The organism is Chromobacterium paludis (assembly GCF_008275125.1).
Lineage (GTDB): Bacteria > Pseudomonadota > Gammaproteobacteria > Burkholderiales > Chromobacteriaceae > Chromobacterium > Chromobacterium paludis.
Genome location: NZ_CP043473.1, coordinates 2,462,194 through 2,481,566, shown reverse-complemented (window position 1 = coordinate 2,481,566; position 19,373 = coordinate 2,462,194). Strand labels below are relative to the sequence as shown.

Sequence of the window (19,373 nt, the reverse complement as noted above, 5' to 3'; positions counted from 1 at the left end):
AAGAAAATATTTATAACCTTTTGTTTTTAAATGGATTGTTTGATTGTGCTGATGCGGGTGTCTCGATGTGGAACTGTTGTAATGTTGTCATGGGAGATGGGATTGGCGCGGGGAGGTGGGGATGATTGAGATGAGCGTGTTGGGCGCGGGCAGGTTGGGAAGGGTCTTGGCCCGCTTGGCCCGTGCTTCCGGGCGCTGCCGCATCGTGGATGTGGCGGGGCGGGATGCCGGGCGCGCGGAGGCAGCGCGGGACTTTATCGGTGGCGGCCGGGTGGTGACGGATTGGCGCGTGCTGGCGCCGGCGCAGATCTACTTGCTGTCCGTGCCGGATGGCGCGATAGCCGACTGCGCGCGCGCCTTGGCTGAATGGCGGGTGGTGCCTGCCGGCAGCGTGGTGTTTCATGCCAGCGGCGCGTGCGAGTCTTCCTTGCTGGCGCCGTTGGCTGAGCAGGGCGTGGGCATCGCCAGCCTGCACCCGGCGTTTTCCTTCGCTGATCCGCAGCGCGCGGTGGAGACTTTTGCCGGCACGCTGTGCGCGCTGGAAGGCGATGGGGAGGCTTGCGAGTGCTTGGAGGGCTTGGTTGCCCTGCTGGGCGGGCGGCCGTTCCGTTTGGCGCCGGGCGGCAAAGCGGCTTATCACGCCGGCCTGTCCGTCGCTTCCAATTATCTGGTGGCGCTGACGGCCATGGCTGAAGGCTTGGAGCGGCAGGCTGGCGTGCCATCGGCGTTGCTGGGCGATTTGCTGGGCGGCTTGATGCGGCAAACGCTGGACAATGCGCTGGCATTGGGGCCGTATCAGGCGTTGACTGGCCCGATCTTGCGCGGCGATGTCGAGACCGTGATGGGGCACCTGGCGGTGTTGCCCGATGCCGGCGCGGCGGCGGCGTATCGGGCCATGGGTTTGCAGACGCTGGCCTTGGCCGGCGAGCGGTTGGCCGAGTCGGCGCGCGAGCGGGTGCGCGCCGCGTTGACGGGGTTTAGCCCGGCTGCGGAATCTTGAAGACCTGGCGCAGGTAGGCGAGAAAGGTTTCGTCGCTGCACATGATCTTGCCGGGGCTGTCCGATAGCTTGGCCACCGGCTGGCCGTTGCAGCTGACCAGCTTCAGCACGATCTGCAGCGGCTCCAGCCCCATATCATTAGTAAAGTGGGTGCCGATGCCGAAACTGACCTGGATGTGCGGACTGAAATGGCGCTGCAGTTCCAGCGCGTTGTCCACGCTGAGTCCGTCGCTGAAAGTCAGCATCTTGCTGGCCGGGTCGATGCGCAGCTTGCGGTAATGGGCGATGGCTTTGTCGCCCCATATATAAGGATCGCCGCTGTCGTGGCGCAGGCCGTCGAACAGCTTGGCGAAGTAGAGGTCGAAGTCGGCGAGGAAGGCATCCATGCCGACCACGTCGGTCAGCGCGATGCCGAGGTCGCCGCGGTATTCCTGCACCCACGATTCCAGCGCCGCGGTCTGGAAGTCGCGCAGCCGGACCCCCAGCGCCTGGAAGGCTTGGAAGAATTCATGCGCCATGGTGCCGATGGGGGTGATGCCCAGCTTGCGCGCCAGGTCCACATTGCTGGTGCCGCGGAAGATTTGCGGCAGGGCGTGGTTCAGCCTTTGCACCACATGGGCCTGCCAGTCGCGGCTGAAGCGGCGGCGGGTGCCGAAGTCCGCTATCAGTAGCGGAAAGCGCTGGCTGGCGGCTTCTTCGCGCTGGAAGCGTTCCAGCGTGTCTATCTTCGCCTCCAGCCGGCGACGCCCTTCCTGGCGCACGGCCTCGTTGTCCAGCGGCTGGAAGTACAGTTCGTTGACGATGGCCAGCACGAAGATTTCGAAGAACATGGCCTGGACCATCGGACCCTTGATGCGGATGGCCAGTTGTTCTCCCTCTTCCGTTACGGTGATGAAGCGGCGCTGCAGGTGGAATAGTTCCAGGTAGTCGACGAAGTCGCTCTTGATGAAGCGCAGGCCGCGCAGGTAGTCCAGCTCATCCTGCTGGAAGCGCAGCTGGCATAGCAGGTCCAGTTGCTGTTCGACTTGCGTCTTCAGCTGCGACAGCGGCGTATCCGGGTGGTTGCGGCAACGGAACTCGTACTCGCCGTGCGCGGCCGGAAACTGGTGCAGCACCACTTGCAGCATGGTGAACTTATATAAGTCGGTATCGAGCAGCGACTGGATGATGGGCGTGGTCTTGGACATGGCGGCGCGTCTCAGGCGGCGTGGATCACGAAAATGGCTGGCCGCTTGTGCAGGTCCGGCGCGTCCTTGGGCCAATCCTGCACGCGGTGGCTGACGATGGTTTGCGTCGGCAGGGTCAGATCGCAGGCTACCGCGAGACGGGTGGACGGCGCCAGCGTTTCGCGCAGCTGTAGCAGCAGCGCGTTGTTGCGGTAAGGCGTTTCTATAAAGAGTTGCGTCTCGTTGCGCTGGCGCGAGCGCTGTTCCAGCTCTTTCACCTGCTTGGCTTTTTCGGCGGCGTCTACCGGCAGGTAGCCGTGGAAGGCGAAACATTGGCCGTTGGCGCCGCTGGCCATCAGCGCCAGCAGGATGGAGGAGGGGCCGATCAGCGGTTCGACGCGGATGCCGTGGCGGTGCGCCAGCGCCACCAGCTGGGCGCCGGGGTCGGCCACGGCCGGGCAGCCGGCCTCGGAGATCAGGCCGACGTCATGGCCGGCCTTCAGCGGGGCGAGCAGGGCGGCGACGTCCGTCTCCTTGGTGTGCTCGTTCAGCGTGCTCATGGCCAGCTCGCGGATCGGCGTCGTCACGCCCAGCGCTTTCAGATGCTTGCGCGCGGTTTTTTCCGCCTCCACCACAAAGTGGGTGATATGGACGACTTTGGCGCGCTCGCCCTCGGGCAGCCAGGCAATGCTTTCATCGCCCAGCGGGGCGGGGATCAGGAACAGGGTGCCGCTCATTTCAGCACCTCCACGCCCTCATTGCCCAGCATGGTGATTAGCTGGAACAGCGGCACGCCGATCAGCGCGTTGGGGTCGTCTGACTCCACTTTCTCCAGCAGCGCGCCGCCCAGGCCTTCGCTCTTGGCGCTGCCGGCGCAATGCAGCGCGTCCGGCTCTCTGTCCAGATAGTTGCGGATCTGCGCTTCCGTCAGCTGGCGCAGCGTCACTTTGGTGATGCCCACGCATTCTTGCAGCTTGCCACTGTGGCTGTTGTACAACGCCAGCGCCGAGTGGAACACCACGGTGCGGCCGCTCATCCATTTGAGCATGGCCACGCCGTTTTCATAACTGCCGGGCTTGCCGATTTGCTTGCCGTCCAGCAGCGCCACTTGGTCGGAGCCTATGATCAGCGCGTTCGGGTGTTTGCCGGCCAGCGATTGGGCCTTGGTGCGGGCCAGGCGCACCGCGGTTTCCAGCGCGCTTTCGCCTTCCAGCGGCGTTTCATCGCAGATGGGAGGTTCGGCGCCGAAGGGCAGGCCCAGGCGGGCGATGATTTCTTGGCGATAGCGGGAAGTGGAAGCCAGTACGATGTGCATGATTCGAGCCGGTTGGCGGCCATGCCGGAGGGGCGGCGGAATCGTCCGCGGCCATGCTGCGGCCTTGCCTTGTTTCTTTTGACAAATCAGGGGAATGGATTGTACCATGCGGAGTTTATGTCTAAACCGATTTTGATCGATCCGCTCAAGTTCGCCCGGGAGGGCCGTTCGCTGTCCGGCAATACGCCGGTGGCGGAACTCGACGAGCGCATTCGTGGCGACCTAGCAGACGCTTCCGGCGAAGTGTCGTATCAGCTCGACGGTTTTATCGATGAATTGCAGCGCCCCGCGCTGCGCATTCGTCTGACCGCCGCGTTGAACGTCGTTTGCCAACGTTGTCTGGACGGCATGCCGTTCAGCCTGGACACCGATTCGGTGCTCACGCTGTTTGTCAGCCAAGACAAGCTGGAAGAAGCCTGCGAACTGGACGACACGCTGGATGCGATTCTCGCCGAGCCCGAGTTCGACGCGACTGCGCTGATCGAAGACGAAATCATTATGGGCTTGCCGCATGCGCCGAAACACGACGAATGCGGCAGGGATACTCTCTCGCTCGCCAAGGCTGACAAGCCCAATCCGTTTGCGGTGCTGGCGGCGCTTAAGAGACCCAAGTCCGAGTAACCCCGATTCGCTATACCGAATCTACTTGAATTTCTTAGGAGTCGACCATGGCTGTTCAACAGAACAAAAAGTCCCCGTCCAAGCGCGGCATGCATCGTGCACACGATTTTCTGACCGCCCCGGCCCTGGCAGTTGAAGCCAGCACCGGCGAAGCCCACCTGCGCCACCACATCAGCCCGAACGGCTTCTACCGTGGCCGCAAGGTTGTGAAGACCAAGGGCGAGTAATTCGCTCCTGTCTTTCGCATCCTATCCTTAAGTAGGCACTTTTACCGCAATCGTTGATGACTATCACCGTCGCGGTTGATGCTATGGGCGGTGACGTTGGCCTCAAGGTTACCGTCCCGGCATCGATCCAATTCCTGCAAGACCACCCCGACACCCAACTGATTCTCGTAGGAGACCAGCCTGCCCTTGAGGCGGAACTGGCCCTGCATGCGGGCGCCGTGCGTGAGCGCATCCTCATCCAGCATGCCACTCAAGTGGTGGGCATGGACGAGGCGCCTCAGCTCGCCCTGAAGAATAAGAAAGATTCGTCGATGCGGGTGGCGATCAATCTGGTCAAGGAAGGCAAGGCGCAGGCCGCCGTTTCCGCCGGCAACACCGGCGCGCTGATGGCCACCGCGCGTTTCGTCCTCAAGACCATTCCGGGCATCGACCGCCCCGCCATCGCCAAGTTGCTGCCTAATGTCAAGGGCACTTCCTGCGTGCTGGATCTGGGCGCCAACGTCGATTGCACTCCAGAACAATTGTTGCAGTTCGGCATCATGGGTTCCGAACTGGTGGCCGGCCTGCAAGGCAAGGCCAATCCTTCCGTCGGTCTGCTGAACATCGGCAGCGAGGATATCAAGGGCAACGACAACATCAAGAAGACTGCCGAACTGCTGCGCCAGTCGGAGCTGAATTTCTACGGCAACGTGGAAGGCGACGACATCTGCAAGGGCACGGTGGATGTGGTAGTCTGCGACGGTTTCACCGGCAATGTGGCGCTCAAGACAGCTGAGGGGCTGGCGCACATGTTCGCCGTATTCCTGAAAGAAGAGTTCGGCCGCAGCTGGTGGACGCGCGTGTGCGCGCTGGCCGCGCTGCCCGTGCTGGCGCTTTTCAAGAAGCGCATCGACCCGCGCCGCTATAACGGGGCCAGCTTGCTGGGCCTGCGCGGCATCGTGGTGAAAAGCCACGGCGGCGCCGACGTCACAGGATTCCGTTACGCGTTGGCGCAGGCATGCGAGGAGGCCGGCTCCGACGTGATTGGTCACATTGCCGAACGGGTTGCCACACAACTAGACAAGCTCAAGCAACCCGAGGCAGAAGCGAACTGACATACATGGGCTATTCCCGCATTCTCGGCACTGGCAGCTTTCTGCCGTCCCAGGTGCTTACCAATGCGCAATTGGCCGAACGCGTGGAGACCAGCGACGAGTGGATCGTCTCTCGTACTGGCATCCGCGCGCGCCATATTGCGGATGACGAGCACAAGACCAGCGACCTGGCGCTGAAGGCGGCGGAAGCCGCCATCGCCAGCGCCGGCATCGACAAGGGCGAGATCGACCTGATCATCGTCGCCACCACCACCCCGGACATGATCTTCCCCAGCACCGCCTGCATCTTGCAGGAGAAGCTGGGCCTGCCCGGCATTCCCGCTTTCGACGTGCAAGCCGTTTGCGCCGGCTTCATCTACGCCCTGAACACCGCCAATGCCTATATCAAGAGCGGCATGGCGAAGCGGGCGCTGGTGGTCGGCGCCGAGATCATGTCGCGCGTGCTGGACTGGGATGACCGCCGCACCTGCGTGCTGTTCGGCGACGGCGCCGGCGCGGTGGTGCTGGGCGCGTCCGAAGAGCCGGGCATCTTGCACGCCAAGCTGGCGGCCGACGGCCGCTACCAGGGCCTGCTGAACACCCCGGCGCAGATTTCCGGCGGCAAGATCCAGGGCATGCCGTATCTGCACATGGACGGTCCGGCGGTGTTCAAATTCGCCGTCAAGTCGCTGTCCGAGATCGCCACCACCACGCTGGCCGAGGCCGGCATGGACAAGTCCGCCGTCGATTGGCTGGTGCCGCATCAGGCCAATCTGCGCATCATCGAATCCACCGCCAAGCATCTGGGCCTGCCCATGGACAAGGTCATCGTCACCTTGCCGGAGCAGGGCAATACTTCGGCGGCCTCCATTCCGTTGGCGCTGGACGTGGCGGTAAGGGATGGGCGCATCCAGCGCGGCCAGACCGTGTTGCTGGAGGGCATAGGCGGCGGTTTCGCCTGGGGCGCCGCGCTGCTGATCTATTGATAAGCGGGTGATGCGAAAACGGCGTTTCGCCGCCATTTCGCCGATTATCAGCGGTTTTTTTGCGGATCGGGCTTGGCAGCGAGGGCGGACTTGCGTCATCCTTTGCGTCGAATTCAGTGGAGTCGACAATGACTTTTGCTTTTCTGTTTCCCGGTCAAGGCTCGCAGAGCCTGAAGATGATGGATGGCTTCGCCGACCTGCCGGTCGTGCAGCACACCTTCGAAGAGGCCTCCGACACGCTGTCGGTGGACTTGTGGGGCATGCTGCAGGCGGACAGCGCCGACGCCATCAACGCCACCGTCAATACCCAGCCCATCATGCTGGCCGCCGGCTACGCCACTTATCTGGCGTGGCAGGACCTGAACGGCAAGCAGCCGGCCGTGGTCGCCGGCCATAGCCTGGGCGAATACACCGCCTTGGTGGCCGCGGGCGCCTTGCCGTTCGCCGAGGCCGTCAAGCTGGTGCGTCTGCGCGCCGAGGCCATGCAGGCCGCGGTGCCGGCCGGCGCCGGCGCCATGGCCGCCATCCTGAACCTGTCCGACGACGACATCCGCGCCGCTTGCGCGGAGGCCGCGCAGGGCGAGGTGGTGGAGCCGGTCAATTTCAACTCGCCGGGCCAGGTGGTGATCGCCGGCCACAAGGCGGCCGTGGAACGCGCCATGGAGGCGTGCAAGGCCAAGGGTGCCAAGCGCGCGCTGCCCTTGCCGGTGTCCGTGCCCTCGCACTGCTCGCTGATGCGGCCGGCCGCCGAGCGTCTGGCGGAGGCGCTGAAGGACGTGCACCTGAACGTGCCGGCCATTCCGGTGCTGCACAACGCCGACGTGGCCAGCTACAGCGATCCGGCGCAAATCCGCGACGCGCTGGTCCGTCAGCTTTACATGCCGGTGCGCTGGACCGAAACCATCCAGAAGCTGGCCGGCGACGGCGTGACGCTGATGGCGGAGTGCGGCCCGGGCAAGGTGTTGGCTGGCCTGGCCAAGCGCATAGACGGCAACGTCAAGTGCCTGACGCTGACCGACCGCGCCGCGCTGGAAGCGGCGAGCGCCGAACTGCAGTAAGCGCACCGAACAGGCGGACCGGTCCGTGGCCGGTTCGCGGCGTCGCGCCCCGGGCGGGGCGGGCGCCGACACAATGGAGACATACCTTATGAGTCTGCAAGGCAAAGTGGCGCTGGTGACCGGCGCTTCGCGCGGCATAGGCGCTGCCATCGCCGACGCGCTGGCGGCCGAGGGCGCCGTCGTCATCGGCACCGCCACCTCGGAGTCCGGCGCGGCCGCCATCGGCGAACGCCTGTCCGCCAAGGGCGGCGCCGGCCGCGTGCTGAACGTGACCGAAGACGGCGCCGTGGAGGCGCTGGTGGACGCGGTGGAGAAGGAATTCGGCGCGGTGGCCATTCTGGTGAACAATGCCGGCATTACCCGCGACGGCTTGTTGATGCGGATGAAGGACGAGGACTGGGACGCCATCATGGACACCAATCTGAAGTCCGTGTTCAAGGCTTCCAAGGCCGTGATGCGCGGCATGATGAAGGCCCGCAGCGGCCGCATCATCAACATCGCGTCCGTGGTGGGCGCAATGGGCAATGCCGGCCAGGCCAACTACGCCGCCGCCAAGGCGGGTATCATGGGCTTCACCAAGTCCATGGCGCGCGAGGTGGGCAGCCGCAACATCACCGTCAACTGCGTGGCGCCGGGCTTCATCGACACCGACATGACCCGCGCGCTGCCGGAAGCGCAGCGCGAGGCGTTGGTGGGGCAGATCGCCCTGGGCCGCTTGGGCGACGCCAAAGATATTGCCGATGCCGTTGTATTTTTGGCGTCGGACCGGGCCGCGTACATCACGGGTCAGACATTGCATGTAAATGGTGGCATGCTGATGCCATAAATTGGTCCGGCAAATGTCTGGATGAGATTTAGGTAGGCTGCTCTAATTTTTTTTTGTAGAATACCGGGGTTTTGTGATCCCGAATCAGAAAGGTCAAGGGTTTATACAAATGGAAAACATCGAAGCGCGCGTGAAGAAGATCGTCGCCGAGCAACTGGGCGTGAACGAAGCCGAAGTGAAGATCGAATCTTCCTTCGTGGACGATCTGGGCGCCGACTCGCTCGACACCGTTGAGCTGGTAATGGCTCTGGAAGAAGAGTTCGAGTGCGAAATTCCGGACGAAGAGGCCGAGAAGATCACGACCGTTCAGCAAGCCGTTGACTACGTCACCGCTCACCTGAACAAGTAATCCCTTTCTTCGGGACCAGGACCTCTGCCCGGTGCTGCTTCGGCTCGCCCGCAGAGGTTCTTTTATTATGAGGATTCCAAACGCGCGTTTGATTTGCGCCGCGGCGCAGGCCACGCGCCTGGTCTCAACGGGAGACTGCCCTCCCATCTCTCACGGAGATTCTTCGTGTCCAAACGCAGAGTAGTAGTCACCGGCCTGGGCCATGTGTCCCCGGTCGGCAATGACGTCGCCACCGGCTGGGCCAATCTGGTCGCCGGCAAGAGCGGCATCGGCAAGATCACCCGTTTCGACGCCAGCGACATGGCTTGCCAGATCGCGGGCGAGGTCAAGGACTTCAATATCGGCGACTACATTTCGCCGAAGGAAGCGCGCCGCAACGATTTGTTCATTCACTACGGCATCGCCGCGGCCCTGCAGGCCGTCGCCGACGCCGGGCTGGATGACATCCCCGGCCTGGACAAGACCCGCGTCGGCGTCAACATCGGTTCCGGCATCGGCGGCTTGCCGCTGATCGAGGAAACCGGCGTGGCCTTGATGGAAGGCGGTCCGCGCAAAATCGGCCCGTTCTTCATTCCCGGTTCGCTGATCAATCTGATCGCCGGCCAGGTGTCCATCCTGAAGGGCTATCAGGGGCCGAGTTACGGCATTGTGTCCGCCTGCACCACCGGCGCGCACTGCATCGGCGACGCCGCTCGCCTGATCCAGTACGGCGACGCCGACATCATGGTGGCCGGCGGTGCCGAAGGCGCGATCTCGCGTCTGGGCATTGGCGGTTTCGCCGCGATGAAGGCGATGTCCACGCGCAATGACGATCCGGAAGCCGCCTCCCGTCCTTGGGACAAAGGCCGCGACGGTTTCGTGATGGGCGAGGGCGCCGGCGTGCTGGTGCTGGAGGAGTACGAACACGCGGTGAAGCGCGGCGCCAAAATCTACGCGGAGCTGATCGGCTTCGGCATGAGTTCGGACGCGCACCACATCACCGCGCCAAGTACCGAGGGTCCGGCCCGCGGCGTGAGCAACGCGCTGCGCGACGCCGGCATCCATGCCGACCAGGTGCAGTACGTCAACGCGCACGGCACGTCCACGCCGCTGGGCGACACCAACGAGACGAACGCCATCAAGATGGCTTTCGGCGACCACGCCAAGAAGCTGGTGGTCAACTCCACCAAGTCGATGACCGGTCACTTGCTGGGCGGCGCCGGCGGCGTGGAGGCGATCTACACCATCCTGGCCATCCATCATCAGGTGTCGCCGCCGACCATCAATCTGGTCGAGCAGGACATCGAGGGCGGCTGCGATCTGGATTATGTGGCCAACACCGCGCGCGACATGAAGATCGAGGTGGGCATCTCCAACTCCTTCGGTTTTGGCGGCACCAACGGCACCTTGGTGTTCAAGCGCGTGTAAGACTGTCGAAACATTCGATTGACAGAGCGAACCGCTGCGCTACACTCGCAGCGGTTTTTCTTTTTTGCCGCCGCGCGCAAGGTTGGCCGGCGGTGATTGCCAATCAATGCCGGGCCTTGCCGGCCCAGGATGCCCGATGTTCACGCAGAAACTCGATTTCATTCCCGACTTGCTGGCGCTGCACGTTTCCGATCGCGAGAATTTCCCTTACTTGATGCAGTCGTCCGGCGACAGCGGCTGGGACTTGCTCCTGATGCAGCGCGACCGGCGCGTGTTTCATAGCGGCGAAGGCCAGGCATTTTTAGATGAAATGCGCGCCTTCCGCCCGCACGCGGTGTCCAACCCGCATGGCCTGCCTTTTGTCGGCGGCTGGTTCGTCTACCTGGCCTATGACTTGCTGTCCGAGTTCGAGCCGCATGTGGAGCAGGCTTTGCCGGACAGTTTCCCGCTGGCGGTGTGGGCGCGCGCGCCGGCCGCGGTGCTGGTGGACAGGGCGCGCCAGGAGGCTTGGCTGGTGGGCGAGACGGCCGATGACTGGCACCGGCTGGAGCGACTGGTCAGCGAGCGTCCGGCATTCCAGGCCCAGGCCGTCGCGTTGTCCTCGCTGGAGGAAGACCCGCCCGAGTGGTATACCGAGGCGGTAGTCCGCCTCAAGCGCTACATCTACGAGGGCGATGTGTTTCAGGTGAACATCTCGCGCGGCTGGCGCGCCGAACTGGCCGCCGGCATTGCCGCGCCGGACCTGTACGCCGCGCTGCGCCGCGCCAACCCGGCGCCGTTCTCGGCCTTGGCGGACTTTGGCGAGGCGCAGATCGTCAGCTCGTCGCCGGAGCGCCTGGTGCGCGTGCGCGAGGGCTGGGCCGAGACGCGGCCCATCGCCGGCACCCATCCGCGCTCGCAAGATCCGGCGGAAGACGCCGAGCTGAAAAAGCGGCTGATCAGCAGCATCAAGGAGCGCGCCGAGCACGTGATGCTGATCGACCTGGAGCGCAATGACCTGGGCCGCATCAGCCGTCCGGGCACCGTGGAGGTCAACGAGCTGATGGCGGTGGCCAGTTACGCTTACGTTCACCACATCGAGTCCAATGTGCGCGGCCAGCTGCGCGACGACATCGCGCCGGTAGACGTGCTGCGCGCCTTGTTCCCCGGCGGCACCATCACCGGCTGCCCCAAAGTGCGCACCATGCAGATCATCCGCGAGCTGGAAAACGGCGCCCGCCGCGCCTATACCGGCAGCCTGGGTTATCTGAACCGCGATGGCAGCATGGACTTCAACATCCTGATCCGCACCTTCATGCAGGAGGGCAGTCAATTGCGCTTCCGCGCCGGCGGCGGCATCGTGGCCGATTCCGATCCCGAGCGCGAACTGATGGAAACCCGGCACAAGGCGCGCGGCCTGCTGCGCGCGCTGGGAGTGGAGCAGGCTTGATGGCCATGCTCATCAACGGCCTGCCGGGCGACATGGTCCCCGCCTTGGACCGCGGCCTCAATTACGGCGACGGCGTGTTCCGCACGCTGCAGCTGCGCCATGGCCGGCCGTGGATGTGGTCCTGGCAATACGCGCGGCTGGCGGCCGATGCGGCGCGGCTGCGGCTGGAAGCCCCGGACGAGCAGCTGCTGCTGGACGAGCTGATGGCGCTGGGCCGCGAGCATGCGCTGGCGGTGGCCAAGATCGTGCTGACCCGCGGCCAGGGCGCGCGCGGCTATGCCATGGCCGGCGCGAACGCGCCGACGCGCATCGTCTCGGTGTCGCCCTGGGCCGGCTATCCGGCCGCGTATGGCGAAAACGGCGTGACGGCGCGCTGGTGCGAGCTGCGGCTGTCCCTGCAGCCGGCGCTGGCCGGCATCAAACACCTGAACCGGCTGGAAAGCGTGCTGGCGCGTTCCGAATGGGACGACGCGGCCATCCAGGAGGGCTTGTTGCTGGATCAGGATGGCTGGCTGGCGGAGGGGACCATGAGCAATGTCTACTTGCTGCGCGGCAAGCAAATCCTGACCCCCCGGCTGGATAGATGCGGCGTAAACGGCGCGGTGCGTGATTGGTTGACAAGCCATGCTGCGGATTTCGGACTGAAATGTATAGAATCGCGACTCTCTGCCGCCGATTTGATTGACGCTGAGGCGGCCTTTCTCTCCAATAGCCTGATGGGCATCTGGCCGCTCGCCCGCTTGGGCGACAAGACCTGGTCGCCTTCCCCTTTGCTGCAGACGCTGCGGCAAGCCTTGCTACAACAAGCCTGAGCCCGGCGCGGAGGGACAAACCGCCGCCGCTCGCCGCCCGCGCTTCGCGGGCATTTCCATGATCGCGCGCCATTCGGCTTGGGCCGGAGCGGCAGGCTGTCGCCTGCGCGAGAGCGCTTGGGCAATGGACAAAGAGGTCGCTTTTGAAACTGATCCTGAAATTGCTGGCCGGCATGGCCCTGGGCATCGCGCTGGGCCTGTATGCGCCGCAAGCCGTGCAGTCGCTGCTGCTCACCTTCAAGGGCCTGTTCGGCCAATTCATCGGCTTCATGATCCCGCTGATCATCGTGTTCTACATCATGCATGGCATCGCCTCGCTGGAGAGCGGCTCCGGCCGCATGCTGGGCTGGACCGTGGGCCTGGCCTATGCCTCCACCATCCTGTCCGGCGCGCTGGCCTTCGGCGCGGCTTCCGCGTTCTTGCCGCAATGGGTGGGCGCGGCGGCGGCGGCTCCGGCAGACGCTGTCAAACTGGCTCCGCTGTTCAAGCTGGAAATCAAGCCGCTGTTCGATGTGATGACGGCGCTGACGCTGGCCTTCGTGTTTGGCCTGGGCATTTCCGCTACCGGCGCGACGCGGCTGCGCGAGATCGCGGAGCAGGGCAAGGACATCGTCGAGCGGGTATTGTCGCGCGTGCTGGTGCCGCTGCTGCCGGCTTATATCGCCTGCGTGTTCGCCGACATGGCCGCCGCCGGCACCGCCTTTGCCACCTTGCAGACCTTTGCCGTGGTGCTGCTGTTGGCCATCGGCCTGCACGCGCTGTGGCTGACGCTGCTGTACGGCGTGAGCGGCCTGTTGCTGGGGCGCAACCCGCTGTCCTTGCTGCGCGCCATGCTGCCGGCCTACTTCACCGCGCTGGGCACCATGTCGTCGGCCGCCACCATCCCCGTCGCGCTGCGCTCGGCCGCCGACATGAAAGTGGCCTCGCCGGTGGTGAGCTTTGTCATGCCGCTGTGCGCCACCATCCATTTGTGCGGCTCCACCATCACCCTGGTCAGCTGCGCCACGGCGGTGATGCTGATGACGGATGGCCTGGCCTTGCCGGGCTGGGATGTGATGCTGCCGTTCATCCTGTTGCTAGGCGTCACCATGGTGGCGGCGCCGGGCGCGCCGGGCGGCGGCGTGATGTCGGCGCTGGGCATCCTGTCCAGCGTGCTGGGCTTTCCGGAAGCCGCGCTGGCGCTGATGATCGCGCTCTATCTGGCGCAGGACAGCTTTGGCACCGCTTGCAATGTGGCGGGAGATGGCGTGATTGCGCTGTGGGTGGAGCGGCTGGCCTTGCCGGCGCGGCCAGCCATGCAAAATGGCTAAATAAGATTAACTAAGCAGCATAAATAATTTGTCGATTGTCGCCAAAGCGAATTACAGTAGCAGGATAACCGGGCTTGGGCCGTTGGCCGGAGCGGATACCGGTTTCTCTCGTGACTTTGCGGCCGGGCGGATGCCCGGCCTTTTTCTTGCCTATAGCGGCTGAAACCACTCCTCATGCGCCGGCAGCGCCAGGCCGTGGCGCAGCCGGGCGGCCTGCCAGGCGGCGCGGAAGGCGTCGCGGTCTGCTAGGCCAGGGTAGATCTCCATCCAGGTGTCGGCGTCATCGCAGCGGCGCAACAGTTCGCCAGGCCAACCGGCTGCGGCCAGCTCGGCTTGCAGCGCGCGCAGTTGCGCCAGGGTTTTGTCGCGTTCGGCAGGGGCTTTGAAATAGCAGTACAGCGTGGCGGTCATGGCGTCTCCGGGCTGGTCAGGGCGGCAAAATTGTTTATGATAGTCCTTTGCGCCGCGCGGGTGGCGGCTGGACAAGGGGATGCAGGTGCAGCAGATAGATACGCTGGTGGTGGCGGGCGTAGGCTTGATCGGCGGCTCGTTCGCGCTGGCGCTCAAGCGAGCCGGCCGGGTGCGCAGGGTCATCGGCGTCGGCCGCACGCAGGCCAATCTGGACAAGGCGCTGGCCTTGGGTGTGGCCGACGAGGTCAGCCAGGACATCGCCGCCGTGGCCCATCTCGCCGACATGGTGCTGCTGGCCGCGCCGGTGGGGCAGATGGGCGCGTTGATGCGCGCCCTGGCGCCGCGGCTGCGGCAGGGCGCCATCGTCACCGACGGCGGCAGCACCAAGAGCGACGTGGCGGCGCTGTACCGCCAGCATCTGCCCGATCATCTGCCGTGGTGCGTGCCGGCGCATCCGATCGCCGGCTCGGATTTGTCAGGCGCCTCCGCGGCCCAGTATGGGCTCTATGAAAACCGCCGCGTGGTGCTGACGCCGCTGGACGAGACCCTGCCCGCGGCCGCGGAGACCGTCTCCGAAATGTGGCGCGCCTGCGGCGCCGAAATCCACGCCATGAGCCCGGCCGAGCACGACGCGGTGTTCGCCAGCGTCAGCCATCTGCCCCACTTGCTGGCCTTCGCCTATGTCGATCAGGTGGCGGCCAAGGCCGACGCCGAGCGCTGTTTCGATTTCGCCGCCACCGGTTTTCGCGACTTCACCCGCATCGCCGGCAGCCACCCGGAGATGTGGACCGACATCAGTCTGGCCAACCGCCAGGCGCTGTTGGCCGATCTGGCCGAATACCAGGCCGGCCTGAGCCGGCTGGCGGCCTTGCTGGAGTCGGGCGACGCCGCGGGCCTGAATCAATTGTTCGGCGAGGCGCGCGCCGCGCGCACGCGCTGGCATCAGCAATTCTTGCGAAGAGGATAAGACGATGACTGGAAAAGTCGCTCTGGTCACTGGCGGCACGCGGGGCATCGGCGCCGCGACGACGCGGCTCCTGGTTGCGCAAGGCTGGCGCGTGGCGGCCAATTACCGCGAAGACGAGGCCAGCGCCTTGGCTTTGAAGGCGGAACTGGGCGACGCCGTCGAGCTGTTCCGCGCCGACGCGTCGGAAGAGAAGGCCATCGTCAGGCTATTCGACGATGCGCTGTGCCATTACGGCCGCCTGGACGGCCTGGTCAACAATGCCGGCGTGACCGCTCCCATGGGGAGGCTGGAGGATTACAGCGCCGAAAGGGTAGAACGGATATTGCGCGTCAATGTGCTGGGCCCGCTGCTGTGCTGCCGCGAGGCCGTGCGGCGCATGTCCACCCATCACGGCGGCGACGGCGGCGCCATCGTCAACGTGTCCTCGGCCGCGTCGCGGCTGGGTTCTGCCGGCGAATACATCGATTACGCCGCCAGCAAGGGCGCGATAGACACGCTGACCCTGGGCCTGGCGCGCGAAGTGGCGGCGGAGGGTATACGCGTCAACGCGGTGCGTCCCGGCCTGATTGAAACCGATATCCACGCCGCCAGCGGCGAGGCGGGCCGCGTGGCGCGGCTGGCGCCGTCCGTCCCGCTGGGACGCGGCGGTCAGCCGGCGGAGGTGGCGGAAGCCATCGTCTGGCTGCTGTCCGATGCCGCGTCGTTTTGCACCGGCAGCCTGTTGGACGTGTCCGGCGGCCGTTAGTCTCCGGCCACGCCAGCCAGAAAATGCGCCGCCAGCGGCGAGTCTTCGTCGCGCCGGGTGGCGATGCCCATGGCCAGGTAAGCATCCTCGTCGGCCAGCGGCACATAGCGCACGGCCGGGATCTGCACGCATTCCAGCGGGGAGGGCAGGATGGCGGCGCCGACGCCGGCCGCCACCAGGCCGATCTGGGTGATGGCCTCGCCCGCCTCCTGCACCACGTGCAACTCCACGCCGCTTTGCCTCGCCAGTTGCAGGATCACGTCGCGCAGGCCGGCGCCGGCCTCCCGCGGGTAGCCTATCAGCGGCGTATCGGCCAATTGACTCAGCGTGACGGCGGATGCGCCCGCCAGCGGATGGGCGCTGGGCAGCACCGCCAGCAGGCGGTCGCGGTGCAGTTCCCGCACCTGGATCGCGTCGCGGGGCGGCGGGCCGTTGAAGCGGACGAAACCGAGATCCAGCTGTTTGTTTTCCAGCGCGTCGAACTGGGCGGCGGTGAACAGTTCGCACAGGGTCAGTTTGACCTCCGGATAGCGTTCGCGATAGCGCCGCAGGCTGCGATGCAGTATCGGCGTCAAGGGCAGGGAGGAGGTGAAGCCTATGCGCAGCTCGCCGATCTCGCCGTCGGCGGCGCGGCGCGCCGCGGCCATGGCGGCCGCGCTGTCGGCCAGGATTTGCCTGGCCCTGGGCAGCAGCTGCAGCCCGGCGGCGGTCAGCTCCACCTTGCGCTGATGGCGGCGGAACAGCGGCGCGCCCAGTTCGGCCTCCAGCGCCTGGATTTGCTGGCTCAAGGGCGGCTGGCCGATGTGCAGCCGCTCGGCGGCGCGGGTGAAGTGCAGCTCCTCGGCCACGGCGAGGAAATAGCGCAGGTGTCGCAGTTCCATTTGATATTTTATAAGTATCAATCTTGACTGAAATATATATTGGACCCTGGTTTGGGCCAAGCCTAAGCTGACGGCGTCGCAAGCCTGAATGAGTATCCGCCGTGAACGCCCCCGTCGCCCCCATCGCCCTGTCCCAGCCCGCCATCGTTCCGTCCGCCGCCGCGGGCAAGCTGCAAGCCGGCACGCCGGCCTTCCGCTCCACCGCCCGCGCCATGTTCGTCGGCGGCTTCTGCACCTTCGCCATGCTGTATGGCACCCAGCCTTTGATGCCGATGTTCGCGCATGATTTCGGGCTGACGCCGGCGGCCGCCAGCGGCGTGGTGTCGATGTCCACCGGCGCGCTGGCGCTGAGCCTGATCCCGGCCAGCCTGCTGGCCGACCGTTTCGGCCGCCGGCCGGTGATGAACGGCGCTTTGGCGCTGGCGGCGGCCTTGATGCTGCTATCGGCCTTCGTCGGCGGTTTCGGCCAATTCCTGTGGTTGCGCGCGCTGTTCGGCGCGGTGCTGGCCGGCCTGCCCGCGGTGGCGATGGCGTATCTGAGCGAGGAGGTGGACGGCAAGTCGCTGGGCCACTCCATGGGGCTGTATATCGCCGGCAACGCGCTGGGCGGCATGAGCGGGCGCTTCATCGCCGCGCCATTGGCCGAAAGCCTGGGCTGGCGCGGCGCGGTGCTGGCTTTGGCCCTGTTGGGCTGCGCCGGCGCTTGGTGGTTTTGGCGCTGCTTGCCGCCGTCGCGCCATTTCCAGCCGCGCCGGCATGACTTTGGCCGCATGCGGCGCGAGTTGTCCGCCATCGGCCGCGACGGCGGGTTGCCCTGGCTGTTCCTGACGGCCTTCCTGCTGATGGGCTGTTTCGTCAGCCTGTACAACTACTTGGGCTTCCGCCTGTTGGCCGCGCCGTTTTCCCTGAGCCAGGGCATGCTGGCCTGGGTGTTTTCGCTCTACATCGTCGGCATCTGGTCGTCGGCCTGGGTGGGCAAGCTGGCGGACCGGCTGGGCCGGCGCAATGTGTTGTGGTTGATGGTGGGACTGATGCTGGCGGGGCTGGCGTTGACGCTGGCGGACAGCCTGTGGCTGTTGGTCCCCGGCGTGGCCTTGTTCACGTTCGGCTTCTTCGCCGGCCACTCCCTGGCCAGCAGCTGGATAGGCCTGCGCGCCGGCGAGGCCAAGGCGCTGGCCTCCGCGCTGTACCTGAGCTGCTATTACCTGGGCTCCAGCGTGTACGGCACGGTGTCCGGCCTGATGTGGGGGCGCGGCGGCTGGCATGGCGTGGCCGCCGCGCTGGCGGCGGGCCTGCTGGCGCTGCTGGCGGTGGCGCTGCGCCTGCGCCGACTGCCGCCCTTGGCGGCGCGCTGAGATTGGCGCGGACGCAAAATCTATGGTCAGCCTGACCTTTGCAAGAACAGCGTGCTGATGAATCATGACGGGGTAGGCTTGCTCTAATCTATCCGGATTCTTGATGGGCACAATAGAGCCCGATCCATGATGTGAGCCGCTCCTGCAAGTCCCTAAAAAGCCCTCAGTCTGTCATGACTGTTTTTACGATCGGGGTATCCTGCAGGCCGTGGGCCGGTTGTCGTCATCAGTATCTGTCTTGGCAAAAGCAGGCTTCTACTCGCCGCCGGGTTTACCCGGCGGTTTGCATTTCAGTCAGTGCGCGGGCCTGGGGACGGTACTCGCCGCCTTTGGCGAGTAGCGCCCACACGACCCGTGCCAGTTTGTTGGCCAGTGCGCAGGCCACGATATTCGAGTGGCGACGCTGCATCAGCGCCACCGTCCACGCTGCCATCGCACTCTTCCAGCGCGGCGCGTTCTGCATGATCACCCGTGCGCATTGCACCAGCAGGCGACGCAGGCTCTTGTCACCGCGTTTGCTGATGCCCAGCAGCTTGGACTTCCCGCCTGTCGAGTATTGTCGCGGGACCAGACCCAGCGATGCCGCAAAGTCACGGGCATTGCCATAGCCCTTGGCATTGCCGGCGTCCGCCGACAACTGGCTGGCGGTGATCGCACCGATGCCGGGAATGGTCATCAACCGCCGGGCGACATCGTCCTGTCGGGCTTCTGTGGCAATCTCGTGATCCAGCTCGTCGATCTCGGTCTTGAGCAGACGGTAGTGATCCAGCTGGCGTTGCAGGATCTGCCGGGCCTTGACGGGCAAGCCGTTGGTCTCGTCCATCAGCAGCATCGGCAGCTGCGTGATCCCCCGTACCCCGACAGGAAGCGCGATGCCGAACTCCAGCAGCAGCGCATGGATCTGGTTGTTGGTCTGTATTCGTTCGGCAATGCGAGATTCCCGCAGGCGATGCAGTGCCGACAAGGCTTGCTGTTCGGCACTCTTGGCGGCAACGTAGCGCATGGTCGGGCGCGTAGCCGCCTCGCAGATGGCCTGGGCATCGATGAAATCGTTCTTGTTGCCGAAGACAAACGGGCGGATGTACTGCGGTGCGATCAGTTGTACGGTATGACCGAAGCCCGTCAGCTTGCGTGCCAGCCAGTGCGCGCCGCAGTAGGCCTCCATCACGATGCGGCAGGGAGGCTGTTTCGCGAGAAATTCGATGAGACTGTTGCGATTGAACTGCTTCTTGAGGACCGGGTTGCCGCGCGGGTCGTGCCCGATCAGATGAAAGCTGTGCTTGCCGATATCCAGACCGATGAGTGTGACGGTTGCCATGATGCTCTCCCCGAAGAAGAAGAAGAAATGCCTCAGCAGGTTTGACGCCTGCTGAGGCATTTAGGTCAGGCTGACCATCACATTAAGCCCCGCGTGCTTGCGCGGGGCTTGGCTGTTT

21 protein-coding genes are annotated in these 19,373 nt (G+C 65.0%); 15 read left to right on the top strand and 6 right to left on the bottom strand.

Going from position 1 to position 19,373, the window contains the following annotated elements:
* Positions 1-121: 121 nt before the first annotated feature.
* The gene (locus FYK34_RS11540) at positions 122-1,000 is read left to right on the top strand and encodes a Rossmann-like and DUF2520 domain-containing protein (protein WP_149296612.1); all 879 of its coding nucleotides are present in this window, start codon (positions 122-124) and stop codon (positions 998-1,000) included.
* Here FYK34_RS11540 and pncB read toward each other — a convergent pair.
* Genes pncB through FYK34_RS11525 form a run of 3 tightly spaced genes read right to left on the bottom strand, consistent with a single transcriptional unit; the run spans position 978 to position 3,480 of the window.
* Positions 978-2,186: a nicotinate phosphoribosyltransferase gene (gene pncB, locus FYK34_RS11535; protein ID WP_149296610.1), complete on the bottom strand. Its 1,209-nt coding sequence runs from the start codon at positions 2,184-2,186 to the stop codon at positions 978-980. The two genes, FYK34_RS11540 and pncB, sit on opposite strands and share 23 nt — an antisense overlap.
* Before the next feature lie 11 nt (positions 2,187-2,197).
* Positions 2,198-2,902: an SAM-dependent methyltransferase gene (locus FYK34_RS11530; RefSeq protein WP_149296608.1), complete on the bottom strand. Its 705-nt coding sequence runs from the start codon at positions 2,900-2,902 to the stop codon at positions 2,198-2,200.
* Positions 2,899-3,480: a Maf family protein gene (locus FYK34_RS11525; protein WP_149296606.1), complete on the bottom strand. Its 582-nt coding sequence runs from the start codon at positions 3,478-3,480 to the stop codon at positions 2,899-2,901. Before FYK34_RS11525 ends, FYK34_RS11530 begins: the two co-directional genes overlap by 4 nt.
* A 117-nt stretch (positions 3,481-3,597) precedes the next feature.
* Between FYK34_RS11525 and FYK34_RS11520 the strand changes: the two genes are divergently transcribed.
* From FYK34_RS11520 to FYK34_RS11470, 11 genes are all read left to right on the top strand, one after another.
* Entirely contained in the window at positions 3,598-4,101 is a 504-nt protein-coding gene (locus tag FYK34_RS11520; protein ID WP_149296604.1) for a YceD family protein, read from the top strand.
* Positions 4,102-4,148: 47 nt separating this feature from the next.
* Positions 4,149-4,328 carry a 50S ribosomal protein L32 gene (gene rpmF / locus FYK34_RS11515; RefSeq protein WP_011136965.1) on the top strand — a complete coding sequence of 60 codons (180 nt, stop codon included), beginning with the start codon at positions 4,149-4,151 and terminating at the stop codon, positions 4,326-4,328.
* A 56-nt stretch (positions 4,329-4,384) separates the two neighbouring features.
* On the top strand, positions 4,385-5,422 hold the full coding sequence (gene plsX, locus FYK34_RS11510; RefSeq protein WP_149296602.1) for a phosphate acyltransferase PlsX: 1,038 nt from the start codon (positions 4,385-4,387) through the stop codon (positions 5,420-5,422).
* Positions 5,423-5,427: 5 nt separating this feature from the next.
* Positions 5,428-6,387: a beta-ketoacyl-ACP synthase III gene (locus tag FYK34_RS11505; protein WP_149296600.1), complete on the top strand. Its 960-nt coding sequence runs from the start codon at positions 5,428-5,430 to the stop codon at positions 6,385-6,387.
* A 128-nt stretch (positions 6,388-6,515) separates the two neighbouring features.
* Positions 6,516-7,445 carry an ACP S-malonyltransferase gene (gene fabD, locus FYK34_RS11500; protein WP_149296598.1) on the top strand — a complete coding sequence of 310 codons (930 nt, stop codon included), beginning with the start codon at positions 6,516-6,518 and terminating at the stop codon, positions 7,443-7,445.
* Positions 7,446-7,533: 88 nt separating this feature from the next.
* Positions 7,534-8,271, top strand: coding sequence for a 3-oxoacyl-ACP reductase FabG (gene fabG / locus FYK34_RS11495; RefSeq protein ID WP_149296596.1), 738 nt, complete (start codon positions 7,534-7,536; stop codon positions 8,269-8,271).
* A gap of 109 nt (positions 8,272-8,380) precedes the next feature.
* Positions 8,381-8,620, top strand: coding sequence for an acyl carrier protein (acpP, locus tag FYK34_RS11490; protein WP_019103041.1), 240 nt, complete (start codon positions 8,381-8,383; stop codon positions 8,618-8,620).
* Positions 8,621-8,785: 165 nt separating this feature from the next.
* Positions 8,786-10,027, top strand: a complete 1,242-nt coding sequence (fabF, locus tag FYK34_RS11485) for a beta-ketoacyl-ACP synthase II (protein WP_149296594.1) — start codon at positions 8,786-8,788, stop codon at positions 10,025-10,027.
* A gap of 136 nt (positions 10,028-10,163) precedes the next feature.
* Positions 10,164-11,456 carry an aminodeoxychorismate synthase component I gene (locus FYK34_RS11480; RefSeq protein ID WP_149296591.1) on the top strand — a complete coding sequence of 431 codons (1,293 nt, stop codon included), beginning with the start codon at positions 10,164-10,166 and terminating at the stop codon, positions 11,454-11,456.
* Complete coding sequence (pabC, locus tag FYK34_RS11475; protein WP_149296589.1) at positions 11,456-12,268, top strand: aminodeoxychorismate lyase; 813 nt, start codon at positions 11,456-11,458, stop codon at positions 12,266-12,268. Before FYK34_RS11480 ends, pabC begins: the two co-directional genes overlap by 1 nt.
* A gap of 143 nt (positions 12,269-12,411) precedes the next feature.
* The gene (locus tag FYK34_RS11470) at positions 12,412-13,578 is read left to right on the top strand and encodes a dicarboxylate/amino acid:cation symporter (protein WP_149296587.1); all 1,167 of its coding nucleotides are present in this window, start codon (positions 12,412-12,414) and stop codon (positions 13,576-13,578) included.
* Positions 13,579-13,728: 150 nt separating this feature from the next.
* On the opposite strand, the gene FYK34_RS20480 is transcribed toward FYK34_RS11470, so the two are convergent.
* On the bottom strand, positions 13,729-13,989 hold the full coding sequence (locus tag FYK34_RS20480) for a DUF4936 family protein (protein ID WP_168209721.1): 261 nt from the start codon (positions 13,987-13,989) through the stop codon (positions 13,729-13,731).
* 79 nt (positions 13,990-14,068) lie between these two features.
* Between FYK34_RS20480 and FYK34_RS11460 the strand changes: the two genes are divergently transcribed.
* Positions 14,069-14,956 carry a prephenate dehydrogenase gene (locus FYK34_RS11460; RefSeq protein ID WP_149296567.1) on the top strand — a complete coding sequence of 296 codons (888 nt, stop codon included), beginning with the start codon at positions 14,069-14,071 and terminating at the stop codon, positions 14,954-14,956.
* A gap of 4 nt (positions 14,957-14,960) precedes the next feature.
* The gene (locus FYK34_RS11455) at positions 14,961-15,701 is read left to right on the top strand and encodes an SDR family oxidoreductase (RefSeq protein WP_149296565.1); all 741 of its coding nucleotides are present in this window, start codon (positions 14,961-14,963) and stop codon (positions 15,699-15,701) included.
* On the opposite strand, the gene FYK34_RS11450 is transcribed toward FYK34_RS11455, so the two are convergent.
* Positions 15,698-16,582, bottom strand: a complete 885-nt coding sequence (locus FYK34_RS11450) for a LysR family transcriptional regulator (protein ID WP_149296563.1) — start codon at positions 16,580-16,582, stop codon at positions 15,698-15,700. The two genes, FYK34_RS11455 and FYK34_RS11450, sit on opposite strands and share 4 nt — an antisense overlap.
* 101 nt (positions 16,583-16,683) lie before the next feature.
* On the opposite strand from FYK34_RS11450, the gene FYK34_RS11445 reads away from it, so the two are divergent.
* Positions 16,684-17,937, top strand: a complete 1,254-nt coding sequence (locus FYK34_RS11445; protein WP_231137248.1) for an MFS transporter — start codon at positions 16,684-16,686, stop codon at positions 17,935-17,937.
* Positions 17,938-18,208: 271 nt separating this feature from the next.
* On the opposite strand, the gene FYK34_RS11440 is transcribed toward FYK34_RS11445, so the two are convergent.
* Positions 18,209-19,255 carry an IS110 family RNA-guided transposase gene (locus FYK34_RS11440; RefSeq protein ID WP_149296561.1) on the bottom strand — a complete coding sequence of 349 codons (1,047 nt, stop codon included), beginning with the start codon at positions 19,253-19,255 and terminating at the stop codon, positions 18,209-18,211.
* Positions 19,256-19,373: the final 118 nt, after the last annotated feature.